The sequence below is a fragment of the Priestia sp. FSL R5-0597 genome (genome assembly GCF_038006305.1).
Lineage (GTDB): Bacteria > Bacillota > Bacilli > Bacillales > Bacillaceae_H > Priestia > Priestia zanthoxyli.
In genome coordinates, this window is the sequence record NZ_JBBOUZ010000001.1 from 2088570 (window position 1) to 2111953 (window position 23384).

Sequence of the window (23384 nt, forward strand, 5' to 3'; positions counted from 1 at the left end):
ATTGGCAGGACATGTTCCAATGCAGCACGCAAAAACGACTGTTGAAATCACTCATTCTAGTTTAAAAGAGCCCAAAGTCGTCCGATGGCTGCTTACATTTATTGCACTGGCTTTTTTAGCTCTATTCTTAGTGCTTCCGCTTATCACGATTTTTATAACAGCCTTTCAAAAAGGGTGGGAAACATATCTCGCTGCGATTACAAATCCAGATGCCCTGGCTGCTGTTAAACTAACGTTAATCGTTGTGCTGATTACCGTTCCGTTAAATGCCGTTTTTGGCGTGGTAGCTGCATGGTTAATTACGAAGTTTGATTTTAAAGGAAAGAATATTTTAATTACGCTTATTGATTTACCATTTGCCGTTTCGCCTGTTATTGCTGGATTGATTTTTATTTTATTATTTGGTGCACAAGGGTTGTTCGGAGAATGGCTGTTTAATCACGACATCAAAATTGTCTTTGCTATTCCCGGTATTATATTAGCTACCCTTTTTGTAACGCTTCCGTTTGTTGCCAAAGAATTGATTCCACTCATGCAAGCTCAAGGGTCAGCCGAAGAAGAGGCATCGTTAACGTTAGGAGCCAGCGGTTTCAAAACTTTTTTTCTAGTGACATTACCTAATATTAAATGGGGCTTATTATATGGAATCATTTTATGTAATGCGAGGGCGATTGGAGAGTTTGGAGCTGTTTCCGTTGTGTCGGGGCACATTCGAGGAATGACAAATACGATGCCTCTTCATATTGAAATTCTCTACAATGAATATCAATTTGCAGCAGCGTTTGCGGTAGCATCTTTAATGTCAGTTTTAGCTATATTTACATTAATTGTAAAAAATATTATTGAGTGGAAAGCCAAACATATTTAAAAAGGAAGGAGCTTATGAGATGAGTATCCATATTAAGCACGTATCAAAGAACTTTGGTGATTTTAAAGCGCTGGATTCTATTAACATTGATATTCAAACGGGTGAATTAGTAGCTTTACTCGGTCCGTCCGGTTCTGGAAAAACATCTTTGCTTCGCATCATTGCCGGTCTTGAACATCTTGACCAAGGAGCTATTTTATTTGATGGAAAGGAAATTACGCACGTAAATCCAAAAGAGCGGAATGTAGGGTTTGTTTTTCAACACTATGCTTTGTTCAGGCATATGACTGTGTTTGATAACATTGCGTATGGTTTAAAAGTACGACCTAAAAAAACAAGACCTTCTAAAATGGACATTAACAAGAAAGTAACCGAGCTGCTGCAGCTTGTGAAACTAGAGCCGCTTGCAAATCGCTATCCTTCTCAATTATCGGGAGGACAGCGCCAGCGAGTAGCGCTTGCTCGAGCGTTAGCAGTGGAACCGAAAGTACTGCTATTAGATGAACCTTTTGGCGCTTTGGATGCGAAAGTTCGTAAAGATTTACGCAGATGGCTGCGTAAATTGCATAATGACTTTCATATTACGAGTATATTCGTTACGCATGATCAAGAAGAAGCTTTAGATGTAGCTGATCGTATTGTTGTGATGAACAACGGGAAAATTGAGCAGATTGGAAGTCCTGAGGAAGTATATGATCATCCTAACAGTCCATTTGTGTACGATTTTTTAGGAAACGTCAATTTATTTAAGGGTCGCATTCATAAAGGCAGGCTAAAACAGGGAAGCTTTGAAATGGATGTTCCAGAATTTAGCGGAAGAAATGAAGAAGCAGCTGTTGGATATGTGCGACCTCATGATATTCACCTTGAAAAAGTAAAAACAAGCGCAGATGCCGTTTCTGCAACCGTTAGCCATATTCATGTGATAGGACCTATCGTGCAAATTGAATTAAAAAGAGAAGATGCAGAAGAATTTTTAGAAGCTGAATTAAGCAAAGAGCATTATAAAACACTCAGCCTTCAAGTAGGAGAGCAGGTGTATGTAAAGCCTAAGCAGCTAAAAGTATTTATTCCAGAAGATTATTCTATTTGATAAAAAGCGTGAAGGGTATACCTTTGCGCTTTTTATCTATTAATAAATTAGTACCAGATATTAAAAGTAGGTGTTATAATTAAGTATCAACTGATTTGAGGTGGAGAAATGATGCAATCAAAAGCTAGAATCACAGGAATGGGGATATATACACCAAAGCAAAAATTAACGAACGACCATTTAAAAGAAATGGTTGATACAAGTGACGAATGGATTGTACAGCGCACGGGAATGAAAGAACGGCGAATTGCTGGTGAAGGCGAATACACGTCTACGCTTGCCATTCGAGCAGTTGAAAATTTGCTCAACCGATATGCTGTAGAAATAGAAGATGTAGATGCAATTATTGTTTCGACAACAACGCCCGATCACTTTTTTCCTAGCGTAGCATGTCAGGTTCAAGATTACTTTCATATTAATCAAGCTGCTGCATTTGATTTAAGTGCCGCATGCGCCGGTTTTACATATGGACTTCACGTGGCGAACGGCTTAGTGACGTCGGGATTGCATAAAAAGATTTTAGTTATTGGTGCTGAAGTCATGTCGAAAATTACAGATTATAAGGACCGGGCTACCTGCGTGCTGTTCGGTGACGGAGCGGGAGCTATGCTTGTAGAATACGATGAGCATAATCCAAGTTTCTTAGGATGTAACTACGGAACGGACGGAAGCGGAGGGGTGAATTTATATCGTTCTAATTTATCTGATACTCTTTCAGGAAAAGAAATTAACGCGAGCGGAAATTTAGTTCAAAATGGGCGTGAAGTATACCGCTTTGCTGTCCGAACGATTCCAAAAGGAGTAGAAGCATTGTTAAAGGGTACTTCCATTTCTCTTTCTGATGTAAATTGGTTTATTCCGCACAGTGCAAACCTTCGGATGATTGAAGCTATTTGTGCTAAAACAGGTGTTTCAATGGATAAAACGTTAACGAGTGTACAATACTGCGGAAATACATCTTCAGCTTCTATTCCACTTGCCTTGAACGAAGGAATAATGACAGGAAAAGTACGGGATAATGACCTTCTTATTCTCTATGGGTTTGGAGGAGGATTAACGCATTGCGGTTTGTTAATTAAATGGACGTGTAAAGAAAAAAGCTAAAAGGCATCGCCTTTTAGTTTTTTAGGCTTTCATTGAAGCGCTTTTTTATTATCGTTACAAGAAAGTTTTTTCTTTTTATAACAGCAGGTTTACTGTATTTCCAGCGCAAACATATATAATAGAAAAAACCCGCTTTTTTACAGCGGGTTTTTAGCTGGCCTTTGGAATAGTAAAACCTACTCCAAAGACGTCTCGCACATCGTGGACAACCACAAAAGCCTGTTCATCGACTTTATGAATAATGCGCTTTAACTCTAATAGTTCTTGTTTGTTCACAACTACGTACAATACGTCTTTTGCTTCTTTTGTATAGCTTCCATGAGCAGAAAAGACAGTGACGCCTCGCTGCATCTTTTTGTTAACTTGTTCGGCTACTTCAGCTGAACGGTGTGAAATAATAGTGATTGCTTTGCGGGGGTTGAGTCCTTCAATAATATAATCAAGCACCTTTGTTCCGATATAAAGAGAAATAACCGTGTACATCGTCTTTTCTCCACCGATGACAAAATAGGCGCTTGCTACAACTAATAAATCAATTGCTAGCATCGTTTTGCTAATATTCCAGTCTAGATATTGATTAGCTAAGCGGGCGATAACTGCCGAGCCTCCGGAAGTTCCGCCACCTCTAAACACAAGCCCGAGTCCTACACCGGCTAAAATACCAGCAAAAATAGCCCCCAGTAGCGTATCGTCAAGAGGATTTCCCAGTCCTTCAGTTATATGTAGGAATAGAGATGTGAAAATAATACATATAATTGTGTAAGCAATCACACGTTTGTGAAGCAATTTGTATCCGATCAGTACCAGCAAACCGTTTAATATAAAGTTTGTGATACCAGGAGACCAGCCTAGTACATAATAGGTAATCATTGTTACACCGGTTACGCCGCCTTCTGCTAATTCATTTGGAATAGCAAAATAATTAATGGCCAGTGCGAAAATGAGGCTTCCTAGAATAATGAGGATAATTTCTTTTATTTTATTGATCATGAACGTTACCTCCAATCATCAAAAACTCCGAAAACACAGTCATGACAATGTATTATACCAACTCTAGAGGCTGAATTAAAGATGGGATATTATTATTTTTTAAAAAATCAATTTCTGCTATCAACATAAAATCTTTTGACAGTTTTTATGGAGTATGAAAAAATGAATTGTTTGCTTTTATTTTGATTAAAAAGTTTTGCAATGAGAATGTTCGTTCGGTAAAATAGAAGCAAGAGTCAAGGGGGAGAATGAACGTGTATCAAGATGAATTAAAACAGTATGCGAAGTTAGTAATGCCTGAGCATTTAGAGAAAATGAAGAAAATGTACAGTCCCGAGGCGCATAAGCAGTCTTTAGGGTTGAAAAAAGAAAAGATTGAGCATATTGAAAATGTCATTATGAACAGTTACTCGGAGCATCATCCAGTAACCCTTCACGTCTATGAAGCAGGACATATTCAAAGATATGAACGAGTGACAATCGATAAAGTTTCTCTGCAGTCGAATACGCTGATGGTGACAGGGCCTTGTTATACATATTCGATTCGAGCGGATGCAGTAATTGAAGCAGATGTATGGAAAGATGAAAGCTACTCTAGCTAAGAGTAGCTTTTTTGTTGAATTTGTATCTTTTTTTTAACGCTTGCATACAATACATAAAAGCATATTCTGCGAGTAGTCACTTTTAGCTACTAGGAAATTTTGATTAAAGAAGGGATATTGTATGCAAAATGAAAAAACTCAAGTAAGAGAAATTGAATTAACGCAGTTCATTAAGAAAAGACTCGTTCGTTTTATCTCAAGTTTGGCTATTTCTTCTGCCCTTGCTTCTATATTATATATGCTTCTGTTTTTATTTAAATGATGGGTCACTTTGAGTTGTCCAAAAAGGTGGACAACTTTTTTGATGTATAGGCTCTCATTAAAACAGGACAAGCTAAACATAATTCAGTCAAGAGAAATTAAATCGGTCAAGAAATAGTCAAAAACAGTCATAGCTAATTAGTTGTAAGAAAACCTTTACATATAATGAGAAAAGTAGACAAATTCTTGAATTACCAACTTATTTCCTTTTGTATAAACTATTATCAAAACAAATGCAAATCTAATTGTTCGTTCAAAAAACTTTATTTTGTAATTAAAAAAATGAATGTTTTTGATTTTTTATGATTGATTTTGAATGTAAACCGTGATAAAGTAAGTACATGAAATAAATGAAAACGCTTTTTTGAAAAAGGAGCTAGAACATGTTAACGCCGGAGAGACATCAACTAATCTTAAAACTTTTAAAAGAGAAAGAACTTGTAAAAGTGCAAGAGTTTATCGAAGTTACAGGCGCTTCGGAATCCACAATTAGAAGAGACTTAAGTCAACTAGAAGAAGAGCAAATGCTCAAACGTGTTCACGGTGGCGCTTCGCTTATTCGCAGTAAACGAATCGAACTGAGCGTTATCGAAAAATCTGCTAAAAATATTCAAGATAAACGAAACATTGCAGAGTATGCGGCTTCCATTATAAATGAAGGTGACTGTATTTTTTTAGATGCAGGAACTACAACGTATGAAATGATTCCTTTTTTGAAGCAAAAAGATGTAGTTGTCGTGACAAATGGTTTAATGCATTTAAACCCGATGTTAGAACAAGGTATCACCCTCTATTTAATTGGAGGATCTGTTAAACATAAAACGGGCGCTTTAATTGGCAATGGAGCTCTTTTAAGTCTTGAGCAGTATCGTTTTGATAAGTGCTTTATGGGAGCGAATGGGATTCATCATCAATATGGATATACAACTCCTGATCCAGAAGAAGCATTGATCAAGCAAACGGCAATGAAGCTTTCTAGAGAATCTTATATTTTATCAGATTCTACTAAGTTTTTTGAAACAAGTTTTGCGAAAATAGCCGATTTACATGAAGCAAAAATTATAACAAATGACGTACCTAGTGATGTACTTATACAGTATGCAAACAAAACAGACATAAAGGTTGTGAAATCATGATTTATACATGTACGTTGAACCCATCCGTTGATTACGTAGTACATGTTTCAGCATTCGAAGAAGGCGGACTTAACCGCACAACGAATGAAGCCAAGTTTCCAGGAGGGAAAGGCATTAACGTCTCTCGCGTTTTAAAGCGATTAGATGTTGATAATAAAGCTCTCGGTTTTGTAGCCGGCTTTACAGGAACCTATATCGAAGACTACTTAAAAGCGGAGAATATTGAAACAGCTTTTACAAGAGTTGATGGAGATACCCGCATTAACGTAAAGTTAAAAACGGAAAAAGAAACAGAAATTAACGGTCAAGGACCTGCTATTACAGACGAAGCGCTTCAGTCTTTATTGACTCAAGTAAAGCAAATGACTGAAGGCGATATCTTCGTATTAGCAGGAAGTATACCGAAAACGCTTCCAAGTTCTGTGTATGAAACGTTAACGGAACTAGCAGCAGCGAACGGAGTAAAAGTAGTAGTAGATGCAAGTGGAAAAACCTTGCTAGACGTCGTGTCTCACAAGCCGTTTTTTATCAAACCAAATCATCATGAACTTGCAGAATTGTTTGATGTAGAAGTAAACAGTGCAGAAGATGCGCTAGTATACGGTAAAAAGCTTGTGGAACAAGGAGCGCAAAACGTCGTTGTATCCATGGCAGGCGATGGAGCACTTCTTATTAACGAAAGCGGTGTCTACAGTGCCACAGTCCCTAAAGGAACAGTGAAAAATTCTGTTGGAGCTGGCGATTCACTTGTAGCTGGATTTATTGCTTCTTATGTAAAGCAAGGGGATTTATTAGAAGCCTTTCAAACAGGAGTTGCTTCAGGAAGTGCCACAGCATTCTCACTTGAATTATGTACAGCAGAAGATGTAAAGACGCTTCGTGAACAAGTGTCAATCACAAAGGTAGAGTAGGGGGAACCGAGAATGAGAATTACAGAACTATTAAAAAAAGATACAATCATTCTTGATTTAAAAAGCACGTCAAAAGCTGATGTTATTGATGAGTTAGTTGGAAAATTAGACGAAGCTGGTCGCTTAAGCGACCGAGCTGGCTATAAAGAAGCAATTTTAAATCGTGAATCTCAAAGTACAACGGGAATTGGGGAAGGCATTGCCATTCCGCATGCAAAAACAAGCTCGGTAAAAACACCGGCCATTGCATTTGGACGCTCAACAGAAGGTATTGATTATGAATCATTAGACGGACAGCCTGCACATTTATTCTTCATGATTGCAGCGAGTGAAGGCGCGAATAATGCTCACTTAGAAACATTATCTCGTTTGTCTACGTTATTAATGGACGAATCGTTCCGAAAAACGTTGCTAACAGCATCATCAATTGATGAAGTCATTAAAGCAATTGATGATAAAGAAACTGAAAATGAAGCGCCGGAAGAAGAAGTGGATACAGCTTCAGATCAATTAGTGCTTGCTGTAACGGCTTGTCCAACGGGAATTGCCCACACGTATATGGCAGCGGATAGCCTAAAAGCAAAAGCGAAAGACATGAACGTGACGCTCAAAGTTGAAACAAATGGTTCCAGCGGTGTTAAAAACGCGTTGACGAAGGAAGAAATTGAAAACGCTACCGCTATTATTGTTGCAGCGGACAAGCAAGTAGAAATGGAACGTTTTGCAGGTAAAAAAGTTATTCAAGTTCCAGTAGCTGAAGGAATTCGTAAGCCCGAAGAATTAATTAACCGCGCGTTAAAAGGAGACGCTCCTGTATACAGCGGCGGCGGTGGCAGCAAAGAAGGCGGAGAAAGTAAAGGATCAGAGCGTACAGGGTTTTACAAACACCTAATGAGCGGTGTATCAGCAATGCTTCCGTTTGTTGTAGGGGGCGGGATCTTAATCGCCATTTCATTTATGTTTGGTATTCACTCAGCAGAACCGAAAGATCCAACGTACAATGCGTTTGCAGCGGCGCTAAAAACAATTGGCGGAGATAATGCATTCTTTTTACTAGTACCGGTACTAGCAGGGTTCATTGCAATGAGTATTGCTGATCGTCCTGGTTTAGCTCCTGGTATGGTTGCAGGTCTTTTAGCAGCTTCTGGGGGAGGCGGTTTCTTAGGTGGTTTAATCGCTGGTTTCTTAGCGGGTTATGTAGTAGTGGGATTAAAGAAATTGTTCAGCGTCCTGCCGCAAGCTCTTGATGGAATTAAGCCAGTTCTTCTTTATCCGCTATTTGGGATTTTTATCTCAGGATTGATTATGCTTTATGTTGTAAATGAGCCAGTTAGTGCAATTAACAAAGGGTTAACGCACTGGTTAAGTGGATTTGGCACGGGTAACTTAGTATTATTAGGTATTATCTTAGGCGGTATGATGGCTATTGATATGGGTGGTCCTATTAATAAGGCAGCCTTTACATTTGGTATCGCAATGATTGATGCTGGAAACTATGCTCCACACGCAGCGATTATGGCAGGCGGTATGGTTCCGCCACTAGGTATGGCTATTGCGACAACTTTGTTCAAAAACAAATTTACTCGCCAAGAGCGTGAAACAGGTAAAACGTGTTATGTAATGGGTCTTTCATTTATCACAGAAGGTGCGATTCCATTCGCAGCAGCTGACCCAGGCCGTGTTATTCCCGCATCGGTTATCGGTGCTGCAGTAGCAGGTGCTTTAACAATGATGTTCCACATCGGTTTACCAGCACCACACGGCGGTGTATTCGTTATCGGAATTGTACAAGGAAATCCTCTTTTATATGCACTAGCAATTTTAATTGGTGCCATTGTGACAGCGGTCCTTGTAGGTGTATTAAAAAAACCAAAAGCAGAATAACAAATAAAGACTGATTTTACATCATGTAAAATCAGTCTTTTTGTGTTTTTGTGGTAGACATTTGTTCTTTATGAGAGTACAATTACGGTAGTATTCCTTTAATTTTTAGAAAAGTTAGATAGATAAGCTTTTCTACTTGATAAAATATGGTACAATAATCGAATATTAAAAACAAAGTAAGGAAGTGTCTCAAACATGAAGGTTGCGAAGTTTGGCGGGAGTTCAGTTGCAAGCGCAGAGAAATTTAAACAGGTTGCGCATATTGTAACGTCTGATAAAGAGAGAAAGCTGGTAGTTGTATCAGCTCCGGGCAAGCGATACGGAGAAGATACAAAAATGACAGATTTGTTAATCGCACTTTCTGCCAAAATACAGCTTGGAGAAGATTACGTCGATGAGTTTGGGCAAGTAATCGATCGCTATCGTGAAATCGTGGTTGACTTGTCTATGCCAGAAACGATTATTACTGATATTATTGCGAATTTACAATCACTTATTGATTTACATAAAAACGATCCGTTTCGCTTATTAGATTGTCTCAAAGCAAGTGGAGAAGATAATAACGCAAAGGTAATGGCTGCTTATTTAAACCATTTAGGGTTTGAAGCTCATTATGTAAATCCAAAAGAAGCAGGTATTTTTGTTTCTGATGAACCAGGAAGAGCAAGAGTGCTTCCACTGTCTTATGAAAAACTGCCGCAGCTAAGAGAGCGTTCGGGCATTTTGGTGATTCCAGGATTTTTTGGCTACTCTGAAGAAGGGAACATGGTTACGTTCTCGCGCGGTGGGTCAGATATTACAGGTTCAATTGTAGCAGCAGGAGTAAAAGCTGACTTGTATGAAAACTTTACTGACGTAGATGCTATTTACAGCGTAGATCCAAGACTTGTGGAAAAGCCTCATGAAATGAAAGAAGTCACATACAGAGAAATGCGTGAACTATCCTATGCAGGTTTTTCTGTCTTCCATGATGAAGCGCTAGAGCCGGTTTATAAACTAGGCATTCCTGTATGTGTAAAGAATACAAATAATCCTGAAGCAAAAGGTACATTCATTGTAGCTGAGCGCCCTCACGGCGATACGCCAGTAGTTGGAATCGCTGGGGACAAAGGTTTTTGCAATATTCATGTGAGCAAATACTTATTAAACCGTGAAATTGGTTTTGGCAGAAGATTGCTTGAAATTTTAGAAGATGAAGGTATTTCATACGAACATACTCCTTCAGGAATTGATAATATCTCTGTCATCATGCGCGAGCATCAGCTTACGCCAGATGTGGAAAAACGCGTATTTGCTCGAATTGAAAAAGAACTTGAAGTAGATGAAATCTTTATTGAACGTGATCTTGCTATGGTTATGGTAGTAGGAGAGGGAATGAATAGCACAGTAGGAATTGCTGCGAAAGCTACAGAAGCTTTTGCTCGTGCTGAAGTGAATCTTGAAATGATTAACCAAGGTTCTTCTGAGGTAAGCATGATGTTTGGTGTGAAAGCAGACGCTTTAGACCGTGCTGTTCAAGCTCTTTATAATACGTATTTTAACAGCATGTACAGTATTTCTTATTCTAATGTAAAATAAACAAGACGAAAAACCCCGCTTTCTTTTTAGAGAGCGGGGTTTTCTAGTGAAGGCGTATATAAATTGAATTTGTGGACATAAAGGGAAGGAAGAGTGAAGTCAAAGGAGGAAACACAGTGAAGAAAAGACCCTTTTTCATATTCTTTTCCCTTATAGGTATGAGCGTACTTTCAGCATGCCACAATGATGATGCGGCACCCGCAAGAGAAGCTCAAAATAAACAAGGCTTGACAAATGGCGGAACGCCGATGAGCTATGATAATCAAAGTGAAAACACATCTTTTAACTTTTCAAAATTTGATTTAGAAGTAGACTACAAGGGGCTTAATAATGATTATGAAGCCGACTATGAAAATGAAAACGATGAGATAGAAGCCAAAGTGGATGATAATATTAACGATGAGCACTTGAACGGAGACAAAGCGTTTAATAAATTATCTTCAACATTTAAAAAGTTAAATTTTGATCAGCGCACCCCCGATGAAGATGTAAAAAAGGAAGTAATCGATGCGTTTGGCCTAAAAAAAGATTTTCAGTCGTTTGAATTAGAAGTTCGTTTTTCAAACGGAACGGAAAAAGAATACAACTTTAAACAAAAGTAAGACGTTAAAACAAAGTATTTTAGTTGAAGGAAAATCCGAACGATGAATTGAGGTTCTTCATTAAGAATCCAACTCGTTCGGATTTTTTCTTTGGTAAGGTGAACGTATGTCTCAATCTTATTTTTGATGTCTAAAAAAAGGAAAATAGTGAAAGGATGGTGATAAATAAGCAAAAGGAGGAATCACGGATGCAAAAGTTGATAATGAACGGATGCGTAGTCTTTGTTCTGTTATTGTTAGGAGCATGCAGCATGGTAAAAGAGCAAAATAACGCTCATGAAAACCACCTGAAAACCGAGGAAGCGAAAGAAACGAGCGAGGTATCGGTAGGACCTGTTAAAGTAGATTTAACGAATACGTCAGGCAAAAAAGTAGGAGAGGCTACGCTGACAGAAGCAAAGAACGGTGTGCAAATTAAATTAACTGCTCAAGGTCTTTCACCCGGGAGACATGGATTTCATATTCATGAAATAGGAAAATGTGAGGTGCCGGATTTCAAAACAGCAGGGGCCCATTTCAATCCTTTTAAACGTGAACACGGCTTTAAAAATACAAAAGGCCCGCATGCGGGTGACTTGCCCAACTTAGAAGTTGCGCCAAATGGAAAAGTAGATACCGAAATTTTTGCTTCTCTTGTGACGTTGCAAGAAGGAAAGCCGAATTCTCTTATAGATATGGATGGGTCGGCATTAGTGATACATGATAAAGTAGACGATTACACAACAGATCCTTCAGGAAACTCAGGAGATCGAATTGTTTGTGGAGTGATTACGAAATAAGCCAAAAAGCTGTGAGATCATTCACAGCTTTTTTATTGCCGTAACGAGCCGCTTCTAAATTGCGGTGAGCTTCTTTTTTTTGCACAATAGAAGAAAGAGTTAAAGAAGGTGAAAACATGCATAAGCAAGTTGTTGTAATAGGTGGAGGAATAGGTGGGTTAACAGCGGGAGCGCTTTTAGCTAAACATGGCTATGAAGTGACGGTTTTAGAAGCTTCTCGAGAGTGGGGAGGCTGTGCCGGGAAATTCCAGCGCCATCTCTATACATTTCCTGTCGGAGCGACGCTTGGAATGGGATTTGAGCGCGGAGGGATACATGAGCGAATCAGCACATACCTGGGCCTAGAAATTGAAAAGATTTCTCTTGAGAAAATCATGAAAGTTCATCTTCCACATCGTACACTAATTTATTATCAAGACCGGTATCAGCATATTTCGTATCTTCAAAAACAATTTCCTCATAAAGCGAAGAATATTAGGAGCTTCTATGAAAGTATTTTTAGAGTTGCAAAAGAAATTCGCAAGCTCATGCGGCCGCTGCCGGTTCTTCCTCCTCTCACCATCGGTGAGTGGAGTCGGCTGGTAAGTTCGTTAAATCTTGGGTCTGTGAAGTTATTACCTTATTTTCATCAATCGTTTAGTCATTTACTAAAAAAACACAGGTTGCTAGACGAAACGGACTTTATTCATTTTATTGATGGTCAATTAATAGACAGCATGCAGACAACGAGTGAGAACTGTTCAATGCTTATCGGATGTCTAGCGTTGGATATTTATCACGAAGGAGCTTTCTATGTGAACGGTGGCTTATACAAAGTCGCAGAAGCCCTGCAAAAATCTATTAAAGCCAACGGAGGAAAAACGACTCTAGGAAGGAAAGTAGTAAAGATAGAGCGTGATAACGACGAGTGGATCGTGCATGATCATAGAGGTAACCGCTACCGCGCTTCAGACGTTGTATGCAACGCGCCAATTCAAAGTTTAAAGTCTTTACTGCATGATGAAGATTACCAACATATCCATAAGAGGGCCAAAGAAAAAAGCGAGCTTCCGCAGTGGGGAACGTTTTCGATGTATGTTGCGATTGATGAAAGAGATCTTCCGCAGAAGGTAGAGTTGTTTCAGCAAGTGCTTCAATCCGAACAAGGCGAGATGACGGAAGGAAATCATTTATTTATCTCCGTGTCTCATCCTGACGATCGTTTTCGTGCGCCTCAAGGCAAACGTACAATTACAGCATCTACTCACATTGAGCTTAGCAAGTGGAGTAACAAGGAAACCTATGATGTTCAAAAACAAGTTCTTGAGAAAAAAATGATAGCAGGAATTAAAACCATCATTCCTAACATTGAAGAAGCAGAGCATCAAATTTCAGGAGCTCCTAAAGCATGGGAAAGGTTCACTTCTCGCCCAAACGGCGGAGTGGGAGGCTTTCCGCAAACGTTAGATCATGCTTTGTTCAACAGCATTTCGCATCGATCTGGCTTACAAGGGCTGTGGCTGTGCGGAGATACAGTGTTTCCGGGAGCGGGAACTATAGGCGTATCGGTAAGCGGCTATCATGCTTTTCAAAGTATAACGTCTCATCAGCATAGGTTACCTTAACGTTTCGTACAGACAAACTACTAGTGCTTATACCATCAAAAAACACCGGCCCTATTACCATAGGGCCGGTGTTTTCAGGAGAGAAACAGCTTCCACCACTTCCGTTTTCGCTTCATATCAGCAGCGGCGGTTTGTCTAAAGGTTTGGACAAAATCACTAAACATTTCTTCGCGTTCAGCTACGCTTTGACGATGAAGCTTACGCTCTTTCTCCATTTCTTTCAAATAATAGACTCGTTCTTCATTCATCGAATCAATTAAATCACGAAGCTCTTCTGTCGTATTAGTTGAAGAATTATTTAATTTTTCAACCATAAATTTTACTTGATTCATTGCAACGGTAGAATTGCTTGAGAATCGGTCTAATAAATACTGCATTTCTTTAGAGGATTCATCCGCATTCTCCATGACATCTTTCATGAACAGGCGCATATCCTCTGTTTTTTCTTCCGCAATTGTTGAATAATCTTCAATCAAAGAAGTGACTTCATCAAACGATTTTTCGTTAGAACGGATAATTTTTTTAGACATATTTTCTACATCTCTTGCGCTGCGTTCTGAAGACTCAGAGATATATGCCCCGACCGACTCCACCATTTCTACAGTTTGAGTAGCACTTTTTTCAAGCTCTTTTTTTACTTCTCCGACAATTTCTTCCCGAACTTCATTTCGCATTCCTTCTCGCATTTCTTTTAACAAATCAGCTTTAAACGTATCAAGTACTTCAAACACATCTTCATAGCGGCGAACAGCTTCTACTAGTTCCCCTTGAAGCAGCTCTTTTTCATTCACGACAAGGTCGTTTGGTTTTGGTTCTTCAATAGAAGCAGAAATAGCCTGCTTTTCTTCTTCAGTAGCTAATCGTGCTTCAGGTATAGGAGGGGTCTTCTCTTGCTTATTCTCTGAAATGCTTTCCTGCTTTTCAGCAGCTTTTTTCTTTTCTTGCTTCATTTGTTTATTGGAGTGTTCTTGAAAATCAATGACGTTTTCTTTTTTAGCAGTTTTCAACTTTGCTGGTTCTTCTTCTTTTGAAACCGCTGCCTCTGATTCCATCACTAAATGCTCCTGCTCTTCTTGTTCCTTTATTAGCAGCTGAACATATTCTTTGACTTCATCTAACGTACATTGTTCATCAAACAGCTGTTTAATATCATTAAATAATTCAATTTGTTCCTCTGTATAGACACGGGCCCCATCTACTCGTTCAATTGTTAAATAGCTGCCCAATAATTTTTCCCATTGTTTTAACGTTTTCTTTTCTACCTCTAATTGATCACTTACTTTTTTAATTGTATACGTCTCCATCATTTTTCATTTCCTCCCTTATCTATTTTCATCCAACTATGTAATGGATTATTTGTTGTATGTTGTATTCACCATATCTTCACTTGTTTTCCTGCTAGGTGACAAAGGTTGTCAAAACTAGACGACATTAGCCTTCTATGTAAAGAAAACGCATATTTTGTAAAAAAATGTACAGAAATGCGCAAATGGCAAAAATGGAAAACATAAAAGAAAAGGAGAGTATAGAAAACAGTTGACGGGAAAAAATGAATCCTATAAGATAAGTTTAAATGTTTAAGTTCTTGAACATATAAACATAAGGAGTGAACACTATGTCACAGCATTATGCGCTCATCACCGGTGCGTCCGGAGGAATAGGTAAAGAGTTAGCTTATCAATTCGCAAAGGATGGCCATTCTTTAATTTTAGTTGCCAGAAGTGCTGATAAACTAACAGCGATTAGAGAGAATTTAAAATCTACTTATAATATTGACGTAATAACGGTTTTAAAGGATTTATCAAGAGAAGAAGAGATACAGTCACTGTATGAAGAACTTAAAAATAAAGAAATGCACGTTGATTATTTAGTGAACAATGCAGGTTTTGGACTATACGGTAAATTTATTGAAACAGCTTTAGATGAAGAGTTAAACATGATTGACTTAAATATCCGAGCATTAACTCATTTAACAAAATTATTTTTACCCGATATGGTCAAAAGAAATCACGGGAAAATTTTAAACATTGCGTCCGTTGCTGCATTTATGCCGGGTCCGCTTATGACGGTGTATTACGCAACAAAAGCGTACGTATTATCTTTCACAGAGGCCCTTGAAAATGAATTAAGAGGTACCAATGTAACGGTAAGTGCTCTATGCCCGGGTCCAACTAAAACGGGTTTTAGCGACCGGGCTCAGCTGAGCAATTCCAAGCTTTTTCAAAGCGGTGCAATGGATGTAGAAGCAGTTGCTAAAGCGGGCTATAAAAAATTTATGAAAGGGCAGACGGTTATCGTACCAGGAGTACAGTTTCGTCTCGCCACCTTCATCCCGCGCTTTGTACCAAGAAAGTGGCTTTCATCCGTTGTCCGCAGAACACAAGAAATTAAATAAAGGAGAATATTTATGAGTGAAAAAGCAGTGGAGTTATTTCGTGCCAGCATTCCTATTTTTCAGGCTCTAAGTGATTCAGCAAGACAAGATATTATTTTGCTGCTCGCGGAAAAAGAGCCTTTAACCGTTAATGAAATTGCAAACGAGTCTACTTTATCACGACCGGCAATTTCTCATCATTTAAAAATTTTACGTGATCAAAAGCTTGTGCAAATTGAGCAAAAAGGAACGCAGAGATATTATTCATTGGCTTTAAACGAGGCAGTTGAGCTATTAAAAAGCTTGCTTGCTACAGTTGAAGCTGAATGTTTATAGGGAGATGAAAGAGATGAACCACGAGCAATTCTATATCACAGATGAAACGGTCATTGAACATATTGTCTCTACACAAAAGCAGTATTTCTATGCACAAAAGACAAAGAGCATCAGCAGCCGCATTCAAGCGCTGAATAAGCTCAGAGACGCAGTAAAACAAAACGAGCAGAGAATTATGGATGCTTTAAAACAAGACTTGAATAAATCTGAAGTAGAGGCGTACACGTCGGAAATTGGGATTTTACTAGAGGAAATTCGGTTTACGCTTAAGCATTTAGCAAAATGGATGAAGCCTAAAAAAGTAAAAACCGCTTTAACACACGTGGGCTCTAAAGGGAAAATTGTGCCTGAACCGTATGGAGTCGCGTTAATTATTGCTCCGTGGAATTATCCGTTTCAATTAGCGCTGTCTCCTTTAGTAGGAGCGATTGCCGCTGGAAACACGGCGATTATAAAGCCTTCTGAATTAACGCCTAGCGTATCTCGGGTTATACAAGAATTACTAGCTGAGGCTTTTGATCCCGCATTTGTGACGGTGATTGAAGGCGCTGTAGACACGACGAGCCTGCTTTTAAAACAGCCCCACGATTATATTTTCTTTACGGGAAGTGTAAATGTAGGGAAAATTATTATGCAAGAAGCAGGGAAGCAGCTTATTCCCGTCACGCTGGAGCTAGGAGGAAAAAGTCCGTGCATTGTACATGAAGATGCAAACCTAGATCTTGCAGCGAAGCGAATTATGTTTGGCAAAGGAATGAATGCAGGCCAAACGTGCGTTGCTCCCGATTATTTGCTCGTGCATAAAAAGGTAAAAGCGCAGCTAGTGGAGAAACTTCGCGAAGCGATTTATCAATTTTACGGTAGTAATCCGCTTGAAAGTGAGCGCTACGGCCGTATTGTCAGTGAGCGCCATTTTATTCGGCTAGTTGAGTTTTTAAAAGACGGAAACGCTATAGTTGGAGGCGGGTATAATAAAAGTACGCTCACAATAGAACCTACGGTGTTAAGTGAAGTAAGCTGGACATCAGACGTTATGCAAGAAGAAATTTTTGGGCCTATTCTTCCTATGATTGAATACGAAACGCTAGACGAAGTTATTCATAAAGTTCAAGAAAAAGCTAAGCCGTTAGCTCTTTACTTGTTTACGGAAAGTGCAAATGTACAAAATGTCATAACGGAGCGTCTTTCATTTGGAGGAGGCTGTATAAATGATACGCTTATGCATATCGCTACGCCATATTTACCCTTTGGCGGAGTTGGAGAAAGCGGTACGGGCCAATATCATGGAAAAGACAGCTTTCAGACATTTTCTCATTTTAAAAGCATGCTGTCTCAAACAACGAAGTTTGATTTGTCATTCCGCTATCCTTCAGAGAAACAAAACTTGAAAATGATTAAAAAATTATTGAAATAAAAAGCCTCCTGATAGGAGGCTTTTTCGTTATTTTGAAAGTGAAAGCTGAGAAAGCGGCCATTTTTCTTGTGTATACGCCATTTCCCAAAATAAATACTCCAGCTCACAGCTTTTGATAAAGTGATCTTTCATACGATTACGTTCTTCTTCAGTCGCTTGTTCGGCGAGTTCATCAAGCTTGTTACAAAACCATTGTGTTGTGCCATTCATTTCTTCATTATTATAAAACTGAATCCATTCATAAAAAGGATGAGAAGGAGATGGATTTACTTGTTCTGTAATGCGCTGGCCAATTTCAACGTACGTCCACGGACATGGAAGAAGCACGGCAATGATTTCCGCTAAGCTGCCTGTATGCGCAACGCTTGTCATATGGTTAATGTAGTGGCTGGCCGTTGGTGAAAGAGCCTCAGTGTGGAGGTCTTCATAGCGTACGCCTGCTACTTCACAAAAATTATTATGAGGGTGTACTTCACTATGTAATACCGTAGAAATGCCGGCATTAAAGGCTTCCATTTCGGTACGCGTGCGGCATTTTGTTAAAGCAGCGCCGTAAATGCGGACAAATGCTGTTAAGTATTCGTAGTCTTGAGAAACGTAGTGAATAAGCGCCTCTTTTGGCACGTCTCCTTCAGCAATTCCTTTAATAAAAGGGTGGTTAAAAATGGCTTCGTAAATATAGTTTGCTTCTTGTCTTAATTGAGATGAAAATGACATCAAAATCCTCCTTTAATATGAGGAAGTCACAAACAAGCACATAAAGGAAATAAAAAACACTCCGTTTATAAACGGAGTGGCAAAGGACAGTACAAAACTGAACATTGCCACTTTCCTACGCTGGTATGAGCCAGATCAGGTTCAAAGGGATCAAGAAAACTTGTCTCAGCCGGTCGGCACCCCTAGTGGACTTCCTATTAGTCTATGTTTAACTTACCATATATTCTGAAAAATAGAAAGCGTTATGGAAAATTGTTCCCTAACGGTTTTTATCTCTTAAAGAGGTAGCTTCTTGAAGCTATTTTTAATCATTTTTGTTTAAAAATGCATATTTTTAGGGAAGAAGAGGTATTAATGAAGGGAAGAGCCGTTTTCGTCTCCGAAACATTCCCATATAAATAGAAGAAAGGAGAGAACAAAATGGCAAAATTTCGTTTGTATGCTGTATTAAATGCAGTAGGCTTGGCTATTACACTTCTTGTGAATTATTTAGCAAATGCGATTCCAATAGGAGGCAAAACAACGGCAGAGGCTTCTGCGCAAGTTCCTACGTTGTTTACACCAGCCGGTTATGCCTTTGCTATCTGGGGCGTTATTTATTTGTTATTAACCATTTGGGTTATACGCCAATTTTTTGCAAGAGAAGATCAAAAAGAAATATATGCACGTATAGGCATTTGGTTTTTTCTAAACTGTTTGTTAAATAGTGCGTGGATCTTTATTTTCCAAAACGATTACTATAAGTTATCCCTTTTAGTTATGCTCTTTATTTTAGGCACATTAATGATTGTATATTCCATTATTCAGCATTCTCGGATGACGACATGGTTTATGCGTCTGCCGATTTCGCTTTATCTTGGATGGATTTCTGTTGCGACTATTGTTAATGTATTTGTCGTATTTCAAGCAAATGGAATACAGCACTTGCTTGGCCTAAATGAATTAGCATGGACGATTATTATGCTGCTGGTAGGGGCTGCGCTGGGCATTATGTTTACATTAAAAAACCGAGACGCTGTTTATCCGCTTGTTTTTATTTGGGCTTATATTGCCATTGCGGTGAAACAAAGTGGAAATCAGCCAATTGTCATTACTGTTATCATCTCGATTGTTTTATTAGCAATTGCTATTATTGTGGGACTGATTAAACGCTATAGACGTTTTTAAAAAGAAGCTCTAGCTTTTGTAAGCTAGAGCTTTTTATGATGCTCTTTTGATTGTAAAAAAGCAGCTGTAAAAGCAATTAAGCTAATTAAAATACCAAAAGGAACAACAATTGGTACGAATGATAAAATAAATGTCATAAGCGTAACCTCCATGTTGCATCGGTGCATAATGAAAAATTCAACTTTTTAAATTGAAGTTCCGCTATTATAGTATGCTAGGCTTTATGTTTGGAGCCTATATGTTTAGAAATAAACGAAAAAGGCAACATACGTTACATATAGTTTATATAGGAGGAGTTAAAATGGAAACATATTTAGTGGCTTACACAGATAAAGACGATATGGAATATAAACAAGTGACGTGCGAGAGTTATGAAGATGCAGAGCGTACGGTTCTTCGTTTAGAGAGAGAAGGGCATATGCATATTGAAGAAATATCAAATCAAGAAGCCTACCGTGGAGACGAATCATCGTACAGAGAATAATTTTTGAATAGAAACATCAAACTCAAAATGAAGAGGCAGCTGCTTCTTCATTTTTTCTATTCTATATAGATATCGTTTTATAGAAAAAAGTAAAACGGGAATGATTTTCTTCTGCATTTATGGTACAGTACTAATCAGGTGAGTTTTGAGTTTAGAAGAGGAGAGAGTAACATTATATGAGTAAAGGAAATCAGTGGTCTTCACGCCTCGGTTTTATTTTAGCATCTGCTGGGGCAGCAATTGGTCTAGGAGCGATATGGAAATTTCCATACGTAACCGGAACCAGTGGCGGTGGAGCATTTTTTGCGTTGTTTATTTTATTTACAATTTTTATGGGATTGCCGCTTCTGTTGGCAGAATTTATCATTGGAAGACATACGGGAAAAGAAGCGATTAGTGCTTATAAGGCAATTGCTCCAAAATCCGCTTGGGTATGGATTGGCAGGCTGGGAGTACTAAGCTGTGTCGTTTTGCTTTCCTTTTACAGCGTCGTTGGCGGCTGGGTGATTTTATATACGATTATGAGTGTAACCGGTATGCTAAGCGGAAAAGAGTACGGCGCGTTGTTCAATGCCGTCATTAGCCAACCTTATGTAGTATTAGGTGCACAGGCGCTGTTTTTATTAATTACAGTGTTTGTTATTTCAAAAGGCGTACAAAAAGGAATAGAGCGTGCTAATAAATACATGATGCCGCTGTTATTTATCTGTTTTATCATTATCGTGGTTCGCTCTTTAACATTAGACGGAGCTATGGACGGAGTAAAGTTCTTTTTAAAACCGGATTTTTCAGCCATTACAGGGTCATCTGTTCTCTATGCGCTCGGTCAGTCGTTTTTCTCGCTTTGCGTAGGATTATCCTGCATGGTGACATATAGCTCTTATTTAGGGAAAAAAGTAAGCTTGACGCGTTCAGCTGGCACCATTGCTATTTTGAACTTGTTTGTTTCGCTGCTTGCAGGCTTGGCTATTTTTCCAGCTGTTTTTTCATTCGGATTAAAGCCAACCGAAGGACCTGGACTTTTGTTTGTGGTCTTGCCAACAGTATTTGAGAAAATGCCGTTTGGCACCGTCTTTTTAGCACTGTTTTTAATTTTATTTCTATTTGCTACGCTTACGTCTGCTTTTTCACTGCTGGAAATTATCGTAGCTGCTTTAACCAAAGACGATCAGACAAAACGAACTCGCTACGCTTCTTTAGCAGGGATTCTTGTGTTTGTAGTAGGTATCCCGTCAGCGCTTTCGTTTGGTGTACTAAAACATGTCTCACTTTTTGGCAGAAGTATATTTGACGTAGCTGACTTTTTTGTGAGCAATTTAATGCTGCCTCTTGGAAGTTTAGCCATTGCAATTTTTGTGACATTTAAAATGAAAAAAGAAGCCGTGTATGAAGAGTTTATTTCAGGAAGTACAAAAGGCGCTAAATTATTCAACGCATGGTTCTTTCTAGTTAAATATGTATTACCTATTATTATTATAGCTGTTCTGTTAAGCTTACTTGTTGCATATTAAAAAAAGCACTCATCTGAGTGCTTTTTTGTTTATTTTGCAAAAACGTGATTTCCGATTGTAATCGTAACCTGTTTTTGACGAAGCCATTGATCGCTTGTTTTATCTGGGTTAAAGAAGAATAACGAACCTTTTCCTTGACCTCTAAACGCTAGTGCTTCATTTACAGCTTTTTTTGCTTCAGCATCCGCTGCTTTATTAATTTCACCGTTTTGTACAGGTGTAAACTGTGTACCTTGATAGATGACATCATGAATAGAGTTTGGGAAAGAATCGCTATCCACGCGGTTTAAAACGACTGTTGCTACAGCTACTTTGCCAGCGTAAGGTTCACCTTTTGCTTCAGCTTGTACAAGGCGAGCTAACAATTCTTTATCGCTTTCGCTAATAGAGTTAGGGATTGTTAATGTTTCATTTGCATTAATAGAGTCGGTAGATTTGTGATTCGCTTCTTTTAACTGTTTAACCGTAACGCCGTATTCAGCGCCAATCTTGTAAAGAGTCTCTCCGGCTTTTACGCGATGGGTTGTTTCAGCGGCATTTGCCCCGTGACTCATGCCGAACATAGGAACTGCTAGTGCTCCAATAATTGCTAGTTTCTTAAACATAAAGTAAGTACCTCCTGAAATCCTTTTGAACGCCCCTTTTATCACGGATCGGTGCGTGCTGTGCACCGAACTTTATATGTACGTTTCAAAGATTAACAGGTGTCAATACATCTTGTCACTGCTTAAAACATACCAATCTAGGAAGATATTATAATAGTTAACAGATAATTTGAAAAATACGTTGACTGACAATAAAGGAGTGAATTATAATGAACGAGTAAATAGTTAACCGTTTAACTGGAGAGATTTTATGGGAGAAAAGATAACGATTCGTGATGTAGCAAAGCATGCAGGGGTGTCTGCAGCTTCAGTATCTTACGTCTTAAACGGAATTAACAAAGTATCCGATGAAACAAAAGAGCGAATTTTAACAGCGGTAAAAGAATTAAACTACGAACCAAATTTAACCGCCGTTAGTCTTTCGAAACAAAAGTCAAATATGATTGGCGTGATGTTCCCGCTTACAGATGATTCACTTTCTACTATATTTAAAGATAACCATTATTACAGTGAAATGATTAGTGGAATTGAATATGTAATCCGTAAGCATGGTTATGATCTAGTCATATCTGGAGTGAGTAGCCCAGCTGATTGCCTAAAATGGATTCGAACGAGAAATATTGATGGTCTTCTGTTTTTAGGAGCCTTCCCGCATCGATTGTATGAGAAAATGAAAGCGTTATCGAATCCGATTGTGCTAGTTGATACATACGAAAGGTACGAACGTGATTATCATCATATTTCTGTAGACGATGAGTATGGAGGATATCTCGCTACAACACATTTAGTGAGTTTAGGGCATAAAGAAATCGCCTTTGTTGCTCATCACCTCGTCAATAGTCCAGTGGATAAAAAGAGGTATATAGGCTACGAGAAAGCATTAAAAGAAGCGGGCATTACACCATCAAAGACGTTTGTTTTTGAAGTGAACGAAAGTTCCTTTGATAACGGTTACAATTTAGGGAGCAAGCTGCTGCAAGATCATAAGGATATTCGGGCGGTTTTTGCATCCTCTGATACGCTGGCGCTTGGAATTATGAAAGCACTGCAAGAAAAGGGGAAAAGAATTCCGCAAGACTATTCAATCGTAGGGTTTGACGACATCACGTTTAGCAGCTATGCATCTCCAAGTCTAACAACCATTCGTCAAGATGTATTTAACAAAGGAGTCGTCGCCGCGACGTCTGTTATTCAAGCAATCGAACACCGTTTCAGCACGCTGCAGCATGTAAAATTATCGGTTGAACTTGTTATTCGAGATTCGACTGCTAAGCGCGAGTGAACCACAGTAAGTTAACCGGTTAACCAAAGTTTAGCATTGATAAAAAAAGGGGATATAAGTTAGCATTCACAAAAAAAGGGGA

At 38.8% G+C, this 23384-nt stretch carries 23 protein-coding genes and 1 riboswitch; of the genes, 19 read left to right on the plus strand and 4 right to left on the minus strand.

The window, feature by feature from the left end:
- Position 1: 1 nt before the first annotated feature.
- The 3 genes from cysW (at position 2) to MKX72_RS10650 (ending at position 3065) form a co-directional block, all read left to right on the plus strand.
- Positions 2–868 (plus strand): sulfate ABC transporter permease subunit CysW, encoded by an 867-nt coding sequence (gene cysW / locus MKX72_RS10640; RefSeq protein ID WP_034265709.1) that lies wholly within the window; start codon positions 2–4, stop codon positions 866–868.
- Between the two features lie 19 nt (positions 869–887).
- Positions 888–1961 carry a sulfate/molybdate ABC transporter ATP-binding protein gene (locus MKX72_RS10645; protein WP_033578842.1) on the plus strand — a complete coding sequence of 358 codons (1074 nt, stop codon included), beginning with the start codon at positions 888–890 and terminating at the stop codon, positions 1959–1961.
- Between the two features lie 108 nt (positions 1962–2069).
- On the plus strand, positions 2070–3065 hold the full coding sequence (locus MKX72_RS10650) for a ketoacyl-ACP synthase III (RefSeq protein WP_034265711.1): 996 nt from the start codon (positions 2070–2072) through the stop codon (positions 3063–3065).
- A 150-nt stretch (positions 3066–3215) separates the two neighbouring features.
- Here the strand turns inward: MKX72_RS10650 and MKX72_RS10655 are convergent, their stop codons facing one another.
- Positions 3216–4055: a YitT family protein gene (locus MKX72_RS10655; RefSeq protein WP_028413534.1), complete on the minus strand. Its 840-nt coding sequence runs from the start codon at positions 4053–4055 to the stop codon at positions 3216–3218.
- 248 nt (positions 4056–4303) lie between these two features.
- Between MKX72_RS10655 and MKX72_RS10660 the strand changes: the two genes are divergently transcribed.
- The 9 genes from MKX72_RS10660 (at position 4304) to MKX72_RS10700 (ending at position 13412) form a co-directional block, all read left to right on the plus strand.
- Positions 4304–4657 carry a YolD-like family protein gene (locus MKX72_RS10660; protein WP_033578844.1) on the plus strand — a complete coding sequence of 118 codons (354 nt, stop codon included), beginning with the start codon at positions 4304–4306 and terminating at the stop codon, positions 4655–4657.
- A gap of 121 nt (positions 4658–4778) precedes the next feature.
- On the plus strand, positions 4779–4919 hold the full coding sequence (locus tag MKX72_RS10665; RefSeq protein ID WP_013056833.1) for a hypothetical protein: 141 nt from the start codon (positions 4779–4781) through the stop codon (positions 4917–4919).
- A 382-nt stretch (positions 4920–5301) separates the two neighbouring features.
- A complete protein-coding gene (locus MKX72_RS10670; RefSeq protein WP_028413532.1) occupies positions 5302–6054 on the plus strand; it encodes a DeoR/GlpR family DNA-binding transcription regulator in 753 nt (250 codons plus the stop codon).
- Entirely contained in the window at positions 6051–6965 is a 915-nt protein-coding gene (pfkB, locus tag MKX72_RS10675; RefSeq protein ID WP_028413531.1) for a 1-phosphofructokinase, read from the plus strand. Before MKX72_RS10670 ends, pfkB begins: the two co-directional genes overlap by 4 nt.
- A 12-nt stretch (positions 6966–6977) precedes the next feature.
- Positions 6978–8849 carry a PTS fructose transporter subunit IIABC gene (locus MKX72_RS10680; RefSeq protein WP_028413530.1) on the plus strand — a complete coding sequence of 624 codons (1872 nt, stop codon included), beginning with the start codon at positions 6978–6980 and terminating at the stop codon, positions 8847–8849.
- 195 nt (positions 8850–9044) lie between these two features.
- On the plus strand, positions 9045–10427 hold the full coding sequence (locus tag MKX72_RS10685; RefSeq protein WP_028413529.1) for an aspartate kinase: 1383 nt from the start codon (positions 9045–9047) through the stop codon (positions 10425–10427).
- Positions 10428–10543: 116 nt separating this feature from the next.
- Positions 10544–11029 carry a YusW family protein gene (locus MKX72_RS10690; RefSeq protein ID WP_154988903.1) on the plus strand — a complete coding sequence of 162 codons (486 nt, stop codon included), beginning with the start codon at positions 10544–10546 and terminating at the stop codon, positions 11027–11029.
- Positions 11030–11217: 188 nt separating this feature from the next.
- Positions 11218–11808, plus strand: coding sequence for a superoxide dismutase family protein (locus MKX72_RS10695; RefSeq protein WP_028413527.1), 591 nt, complete (start codon positions 11218–11220; stop codon positions 11806–11808).
- A 116-nt stretch (positions 11809–11924) separates the two neighbouring features.
- The gene (locus MKX72_RS10700) at positions 11925–13412 is read left to right on the plus strand and encodes an FAD-dependent oxidoreductase (RefSeq protein ID WP_155008155.1); all 1488 of its coding nucleotides are present in this window, start codon (positions 11925–11927) and stop codon (positions 13410–13412) included.
- Between the two features lie 74 nt (positions 13413–13486).
- Here the strand turns inward: MKX72_RS10700 and MKX72_RS10705 are convergent, their stop codons facing one another.
- Positions 13487–14719 (minus strand): helix-turn-helix domain-containing protein, encoded by a 1233-nt coding sequence (locus MKX72_RS10705; RefSeq protein WP_028413525.1) that lies wholly within the window; start codon positions 14717–14719, stop codon positions 13487–13489.
- 308 nt (positions 14720–15027) lie between these two features.
- Between MKX72_RS10705 and MKX72_RS10710 the strand changes: the two genes are divergently transcribed.
- Genes MKX72_RS10710 through MKX72_RS10720 form a run of 3 tightly spaced genes read left to right on the plus strand, consistent with a single transcriptional unit; the run spans position 15028 to position 17536 of the window.
- The gene (locus tag MKX72_RS10710; RefSeq protein WP_154988900.1) at positions 15028–15807 is read left to right on the plus strand and encodes an SDR family NAD(P)-dependent oxidoreductase; all 780 of its coding nucleotides are present in this window, start codon (positions 15028–15030) and stop codon (positions 15805–15807) included.
- A gap of 12 nt (positions 15808–15819) precedes the next feature.
- Positions 15820–16122: an ArsR/SmtB family transcription factor gene (locus MKX72_RS10715; protein ID WP_033578848.1), complete on the plus strand. Its 303-nt coding sequence runs from the start codon at positions 15820–15822 to the stop codon at positions 16120–16122.
- Positions 16123–16135: 13 nt separating this feature from the next.
- On the plus strand, positions 16136–17536 hold the full coding sequence (locus MKX72_RS10720) for an aldehyde dehydrogenase (RefSeq protein ID WP_047751068.1): 1401 nt from the start codon (positions 16136–16138) through the stop codon (positions 17534–17536).
- Between the two features lie 27 nt (positions 17537–17563).
- On the opposite strand, the gene tenA is transcribed toward MKX72_RS10720, so the two are convergent.
- A complete protein-coding gene (gene tenA, locus MKX72_RS10725) occupies positions 17564–18253 on the minus strand; it encodes a thiaminase II (protein WP_028413521.1) in 690 nt (229 codons plus the stop codon).
- Between the two features lie 95 nt (positions 18254–18348).
- A riboswitch (TPP riboswitch) is annotated at positions 18349–18447 on the minus strand.
- Positions 18448–18673: 226 nt separating this feature from the next.
- Between tenA and MKX72_RS10730 the strand changes: the two genes are divergently transcribed.
- The 3 genes from MKX72_RS10730 (at position 18674) to MKX72_RS10740 (ending at position 21415) form a co-directional block, all read left to right on the plus strand.
- On the plus strand, positions 18674–19420 hold the full coding sequence (locus MKX72_RS10730; protein ID WP_033578849.1) for a TspO/MBR family protein: 747 nt from the start codon (positions 18674–18676) through the stop codon (positions 19418–19420).
- A 301-nt stretch (positions 19421–19721) separates the two neighbouring features.
- Positions 19722–19904 (plus strand): hypothetical protein, encoded by a 183-nt coding sequence (locus MKX72_RS10735; RefSeq protein ID WP_013056847.1) that lies wholly within the window; start codon positions 19722–19724, stop codon positions 19902–19904.
- A 176-nt stretch (positions 19905–20080) separates the two neighbouring features.
- Positions 20081–21415 carry a sodium-dependent transporter gene (locus tag MKX72_RS10740; protein ID WP_155008154.1) on the plus strand — a complete coding sequence of 445 codons (1335 nt, stop codon included), beginning with the start codon at positions 20081–20083 and terminating at the stop codon, positions 21413–21415.
- A 29-nt stretch (positions 21416–21444) separates the two neighbouring features.
- Here the strand turns inward: MKX72_RS10740 and MKX72_RS10745 are convergent, their stop codons facing one another.
- Positions 21445–22020, minus strand: a complete 576-nt coding sequence (locus MKX72_RS10745) for a cell wall hydrolase (RefSeq protein ID WP_028408694.1) — start codon at positions 22018–22020, stop codon at positions 21445–21447.
- 250 nt (positions 22021–22270) lie between these two features.
- On the opposite strand from MKX72_RS10745, the gene MKX72_RS10750 reads away from it, so the two are divergent.
- Positions 22271–23302, plus strand: coding sequence for a LacI family DNA-binding transcriptional regulator (locus MKX72_RS10750; RefSeq protein ID WP_155008153.1), 1032 nt, complete (start codon positions 22271–22273; stop codon positions 23300–23302).
- Positions 23303–23384: the final 82 nt, after the last annotated feature.

What these genes read in the sequence shown, in the direction of transcription:
- MKX72_RS10705 (WP_028413525.1), bottom strand. Translation starts at nt 14,719, where the DNA reads ATGATGGAGACGTATACAATTAAAAAAGTAAGTGATCAATTAGAGGTA.
- MKX72_RS10665 (WP_013056833.1), top strand. Translation starts at nt 4,779, where the DNA reads ATGCAAAATGAAAAAACTCAAGTAAGAGAAATTGAATTAACGCAGTTC.
- MKX72_RS10715 (WP_033578848.1), top strand. Translation starts at nt 15,820, where the DNA reads ATGAGTGAAAAAGCAGTGGAGTTATTTCGTGCCAGCATTCCTATTTTT.
- MKX72_RS10685 (WP_028413529.1), top strand. Translation starts at nt 9,045, where the DNA reads ATGAAGGTTGCGAAGTTTGGCGGGAGTTCAGTTGCAAGCGCAGAGAAA.
- tenA (WP_028413521.1), bottom strand. Translation starts at nt 18,253, where the DNA reads ATGTCATTTTCATCTCAATTAAGACAAGAAGCAAACTATATTTACGAA.
- MKX72_RS10670 (WP_028413532.1), top strand. Translation starts at nt 5,302, where the DNA reads ATGTTAACGCCGGAGAGACATCAACTAATCTTAAAACTTTTAAAAGAG.
- MKX72_RS10650 (WP_034265711.1), top strand. Translation starts at nt 2,070, where the DNA reads ATGATGCAATCAAAAGCTAGAATCACAGGAATGGGGATATATACACCA.
- MKX72_RS10680 (WP_028413530.1), top strand. Translation starts at nt 6,978, where the DNA reads ATGAGAATTACAGAACTATTAAAAAAAGATACAATCATTCTTGATTTA.
- MKX72_RS10720 (WP_047751068.1), top strand. Translation starts at nt 16,136, where the DNA reads ATGAACCACGAGCAATTCTATATCACAGATGAAACGGTCATTGAACAT.
- MKX72_RS10730 (WP_033578849.1), top strand. Translation starts at nt 18,674, where the DNA reads ATGGCAAAATTTCGTTTGTATGCTGTATTAAATGCAGTAGGCTTGGCT.
- MKX72_RS10745 (WP_028408694.1), bottom strand. Translation starts at nt 22,020, where the DNA reads ATGTTTAAGAAACTAGCAATTATTGGAGCACTAGCAGTTCCTATGTTC.
- pfkB (WP_028413531.1), top strand. Translation starts at nt 6,051, where the DNA reads ATGATTTATACATGTACGTTGAACCCATCCGTTGATTACGTAGTACAT.
- MKX72_RS10750 (WP_155008153.1), top strand. Translation starts at nt 22,271, where the DNA reads ATGGGAGAAAAGATAACGATTCGTGATGTAGCAAAGCATGCAGGGGTG.
- MKX72_RS10695 (WP_028413527.1), top strand. Translation starts at nt 11,218, where the DNA reads ATGCAAAAGTTGATAATGAACGGATGCGTAGTCTTTGTTCTGTTATTG.
- MKX72_RS10655 (WP_028413534.1), bottom strand. Translation starts at nt 4,055, where the DNA reads ATGATCAATAAAATAAAAGAAATTATCCTCATTATTCTAGGAAGCCTC.
- MKX72_RS10740 (WP_155008154.1), top strand. Translation starts at nt 20,081, where the DNA reads ATGAGTAAAGGAAATCAGTGGTCTTCACGCCTCGGTTTTATTTTAGCA.
- MKX72_RS10710 (WP_154988900.1), top strand. Translation starts at nt 15,028, where the DNA reads ATGTCACAGCATTATGCGCTCATCACCGGTGCGTCCGGAGGAATAGGT.
- MKX72_RS10700 (WP_155008155.1), top strand. Translation starts at nt 11,925, where the DNA reads ATGCATAAGCAAGTTGTTGTAATAGGTGGAGGAATAGGTGGGTTAACA.
- MKX72_RS10660 (WP_033578844.1), top strand. Translation starts at nt 4,304, where the DNA reads ATGAACGTGTATCAAGATGAATTAAAACAGTATGCGAAGTTAGTAATG.
- MKX72_RS10735 (WP_013056847.1), top strand. Translation starts at nt 19,722, where the DNA reads ATGGAAACATATTTAGTGGCTTACACAGATAAAGACGATATGGAATAT.
- MKX72_RS10645 (WP_033578842.1), top strand. Translation starts at nt 888, where the DNA reads ATGAGTATCCATATTAAGCACGTATCAAAGAACTTTGGTGATTTTAAA.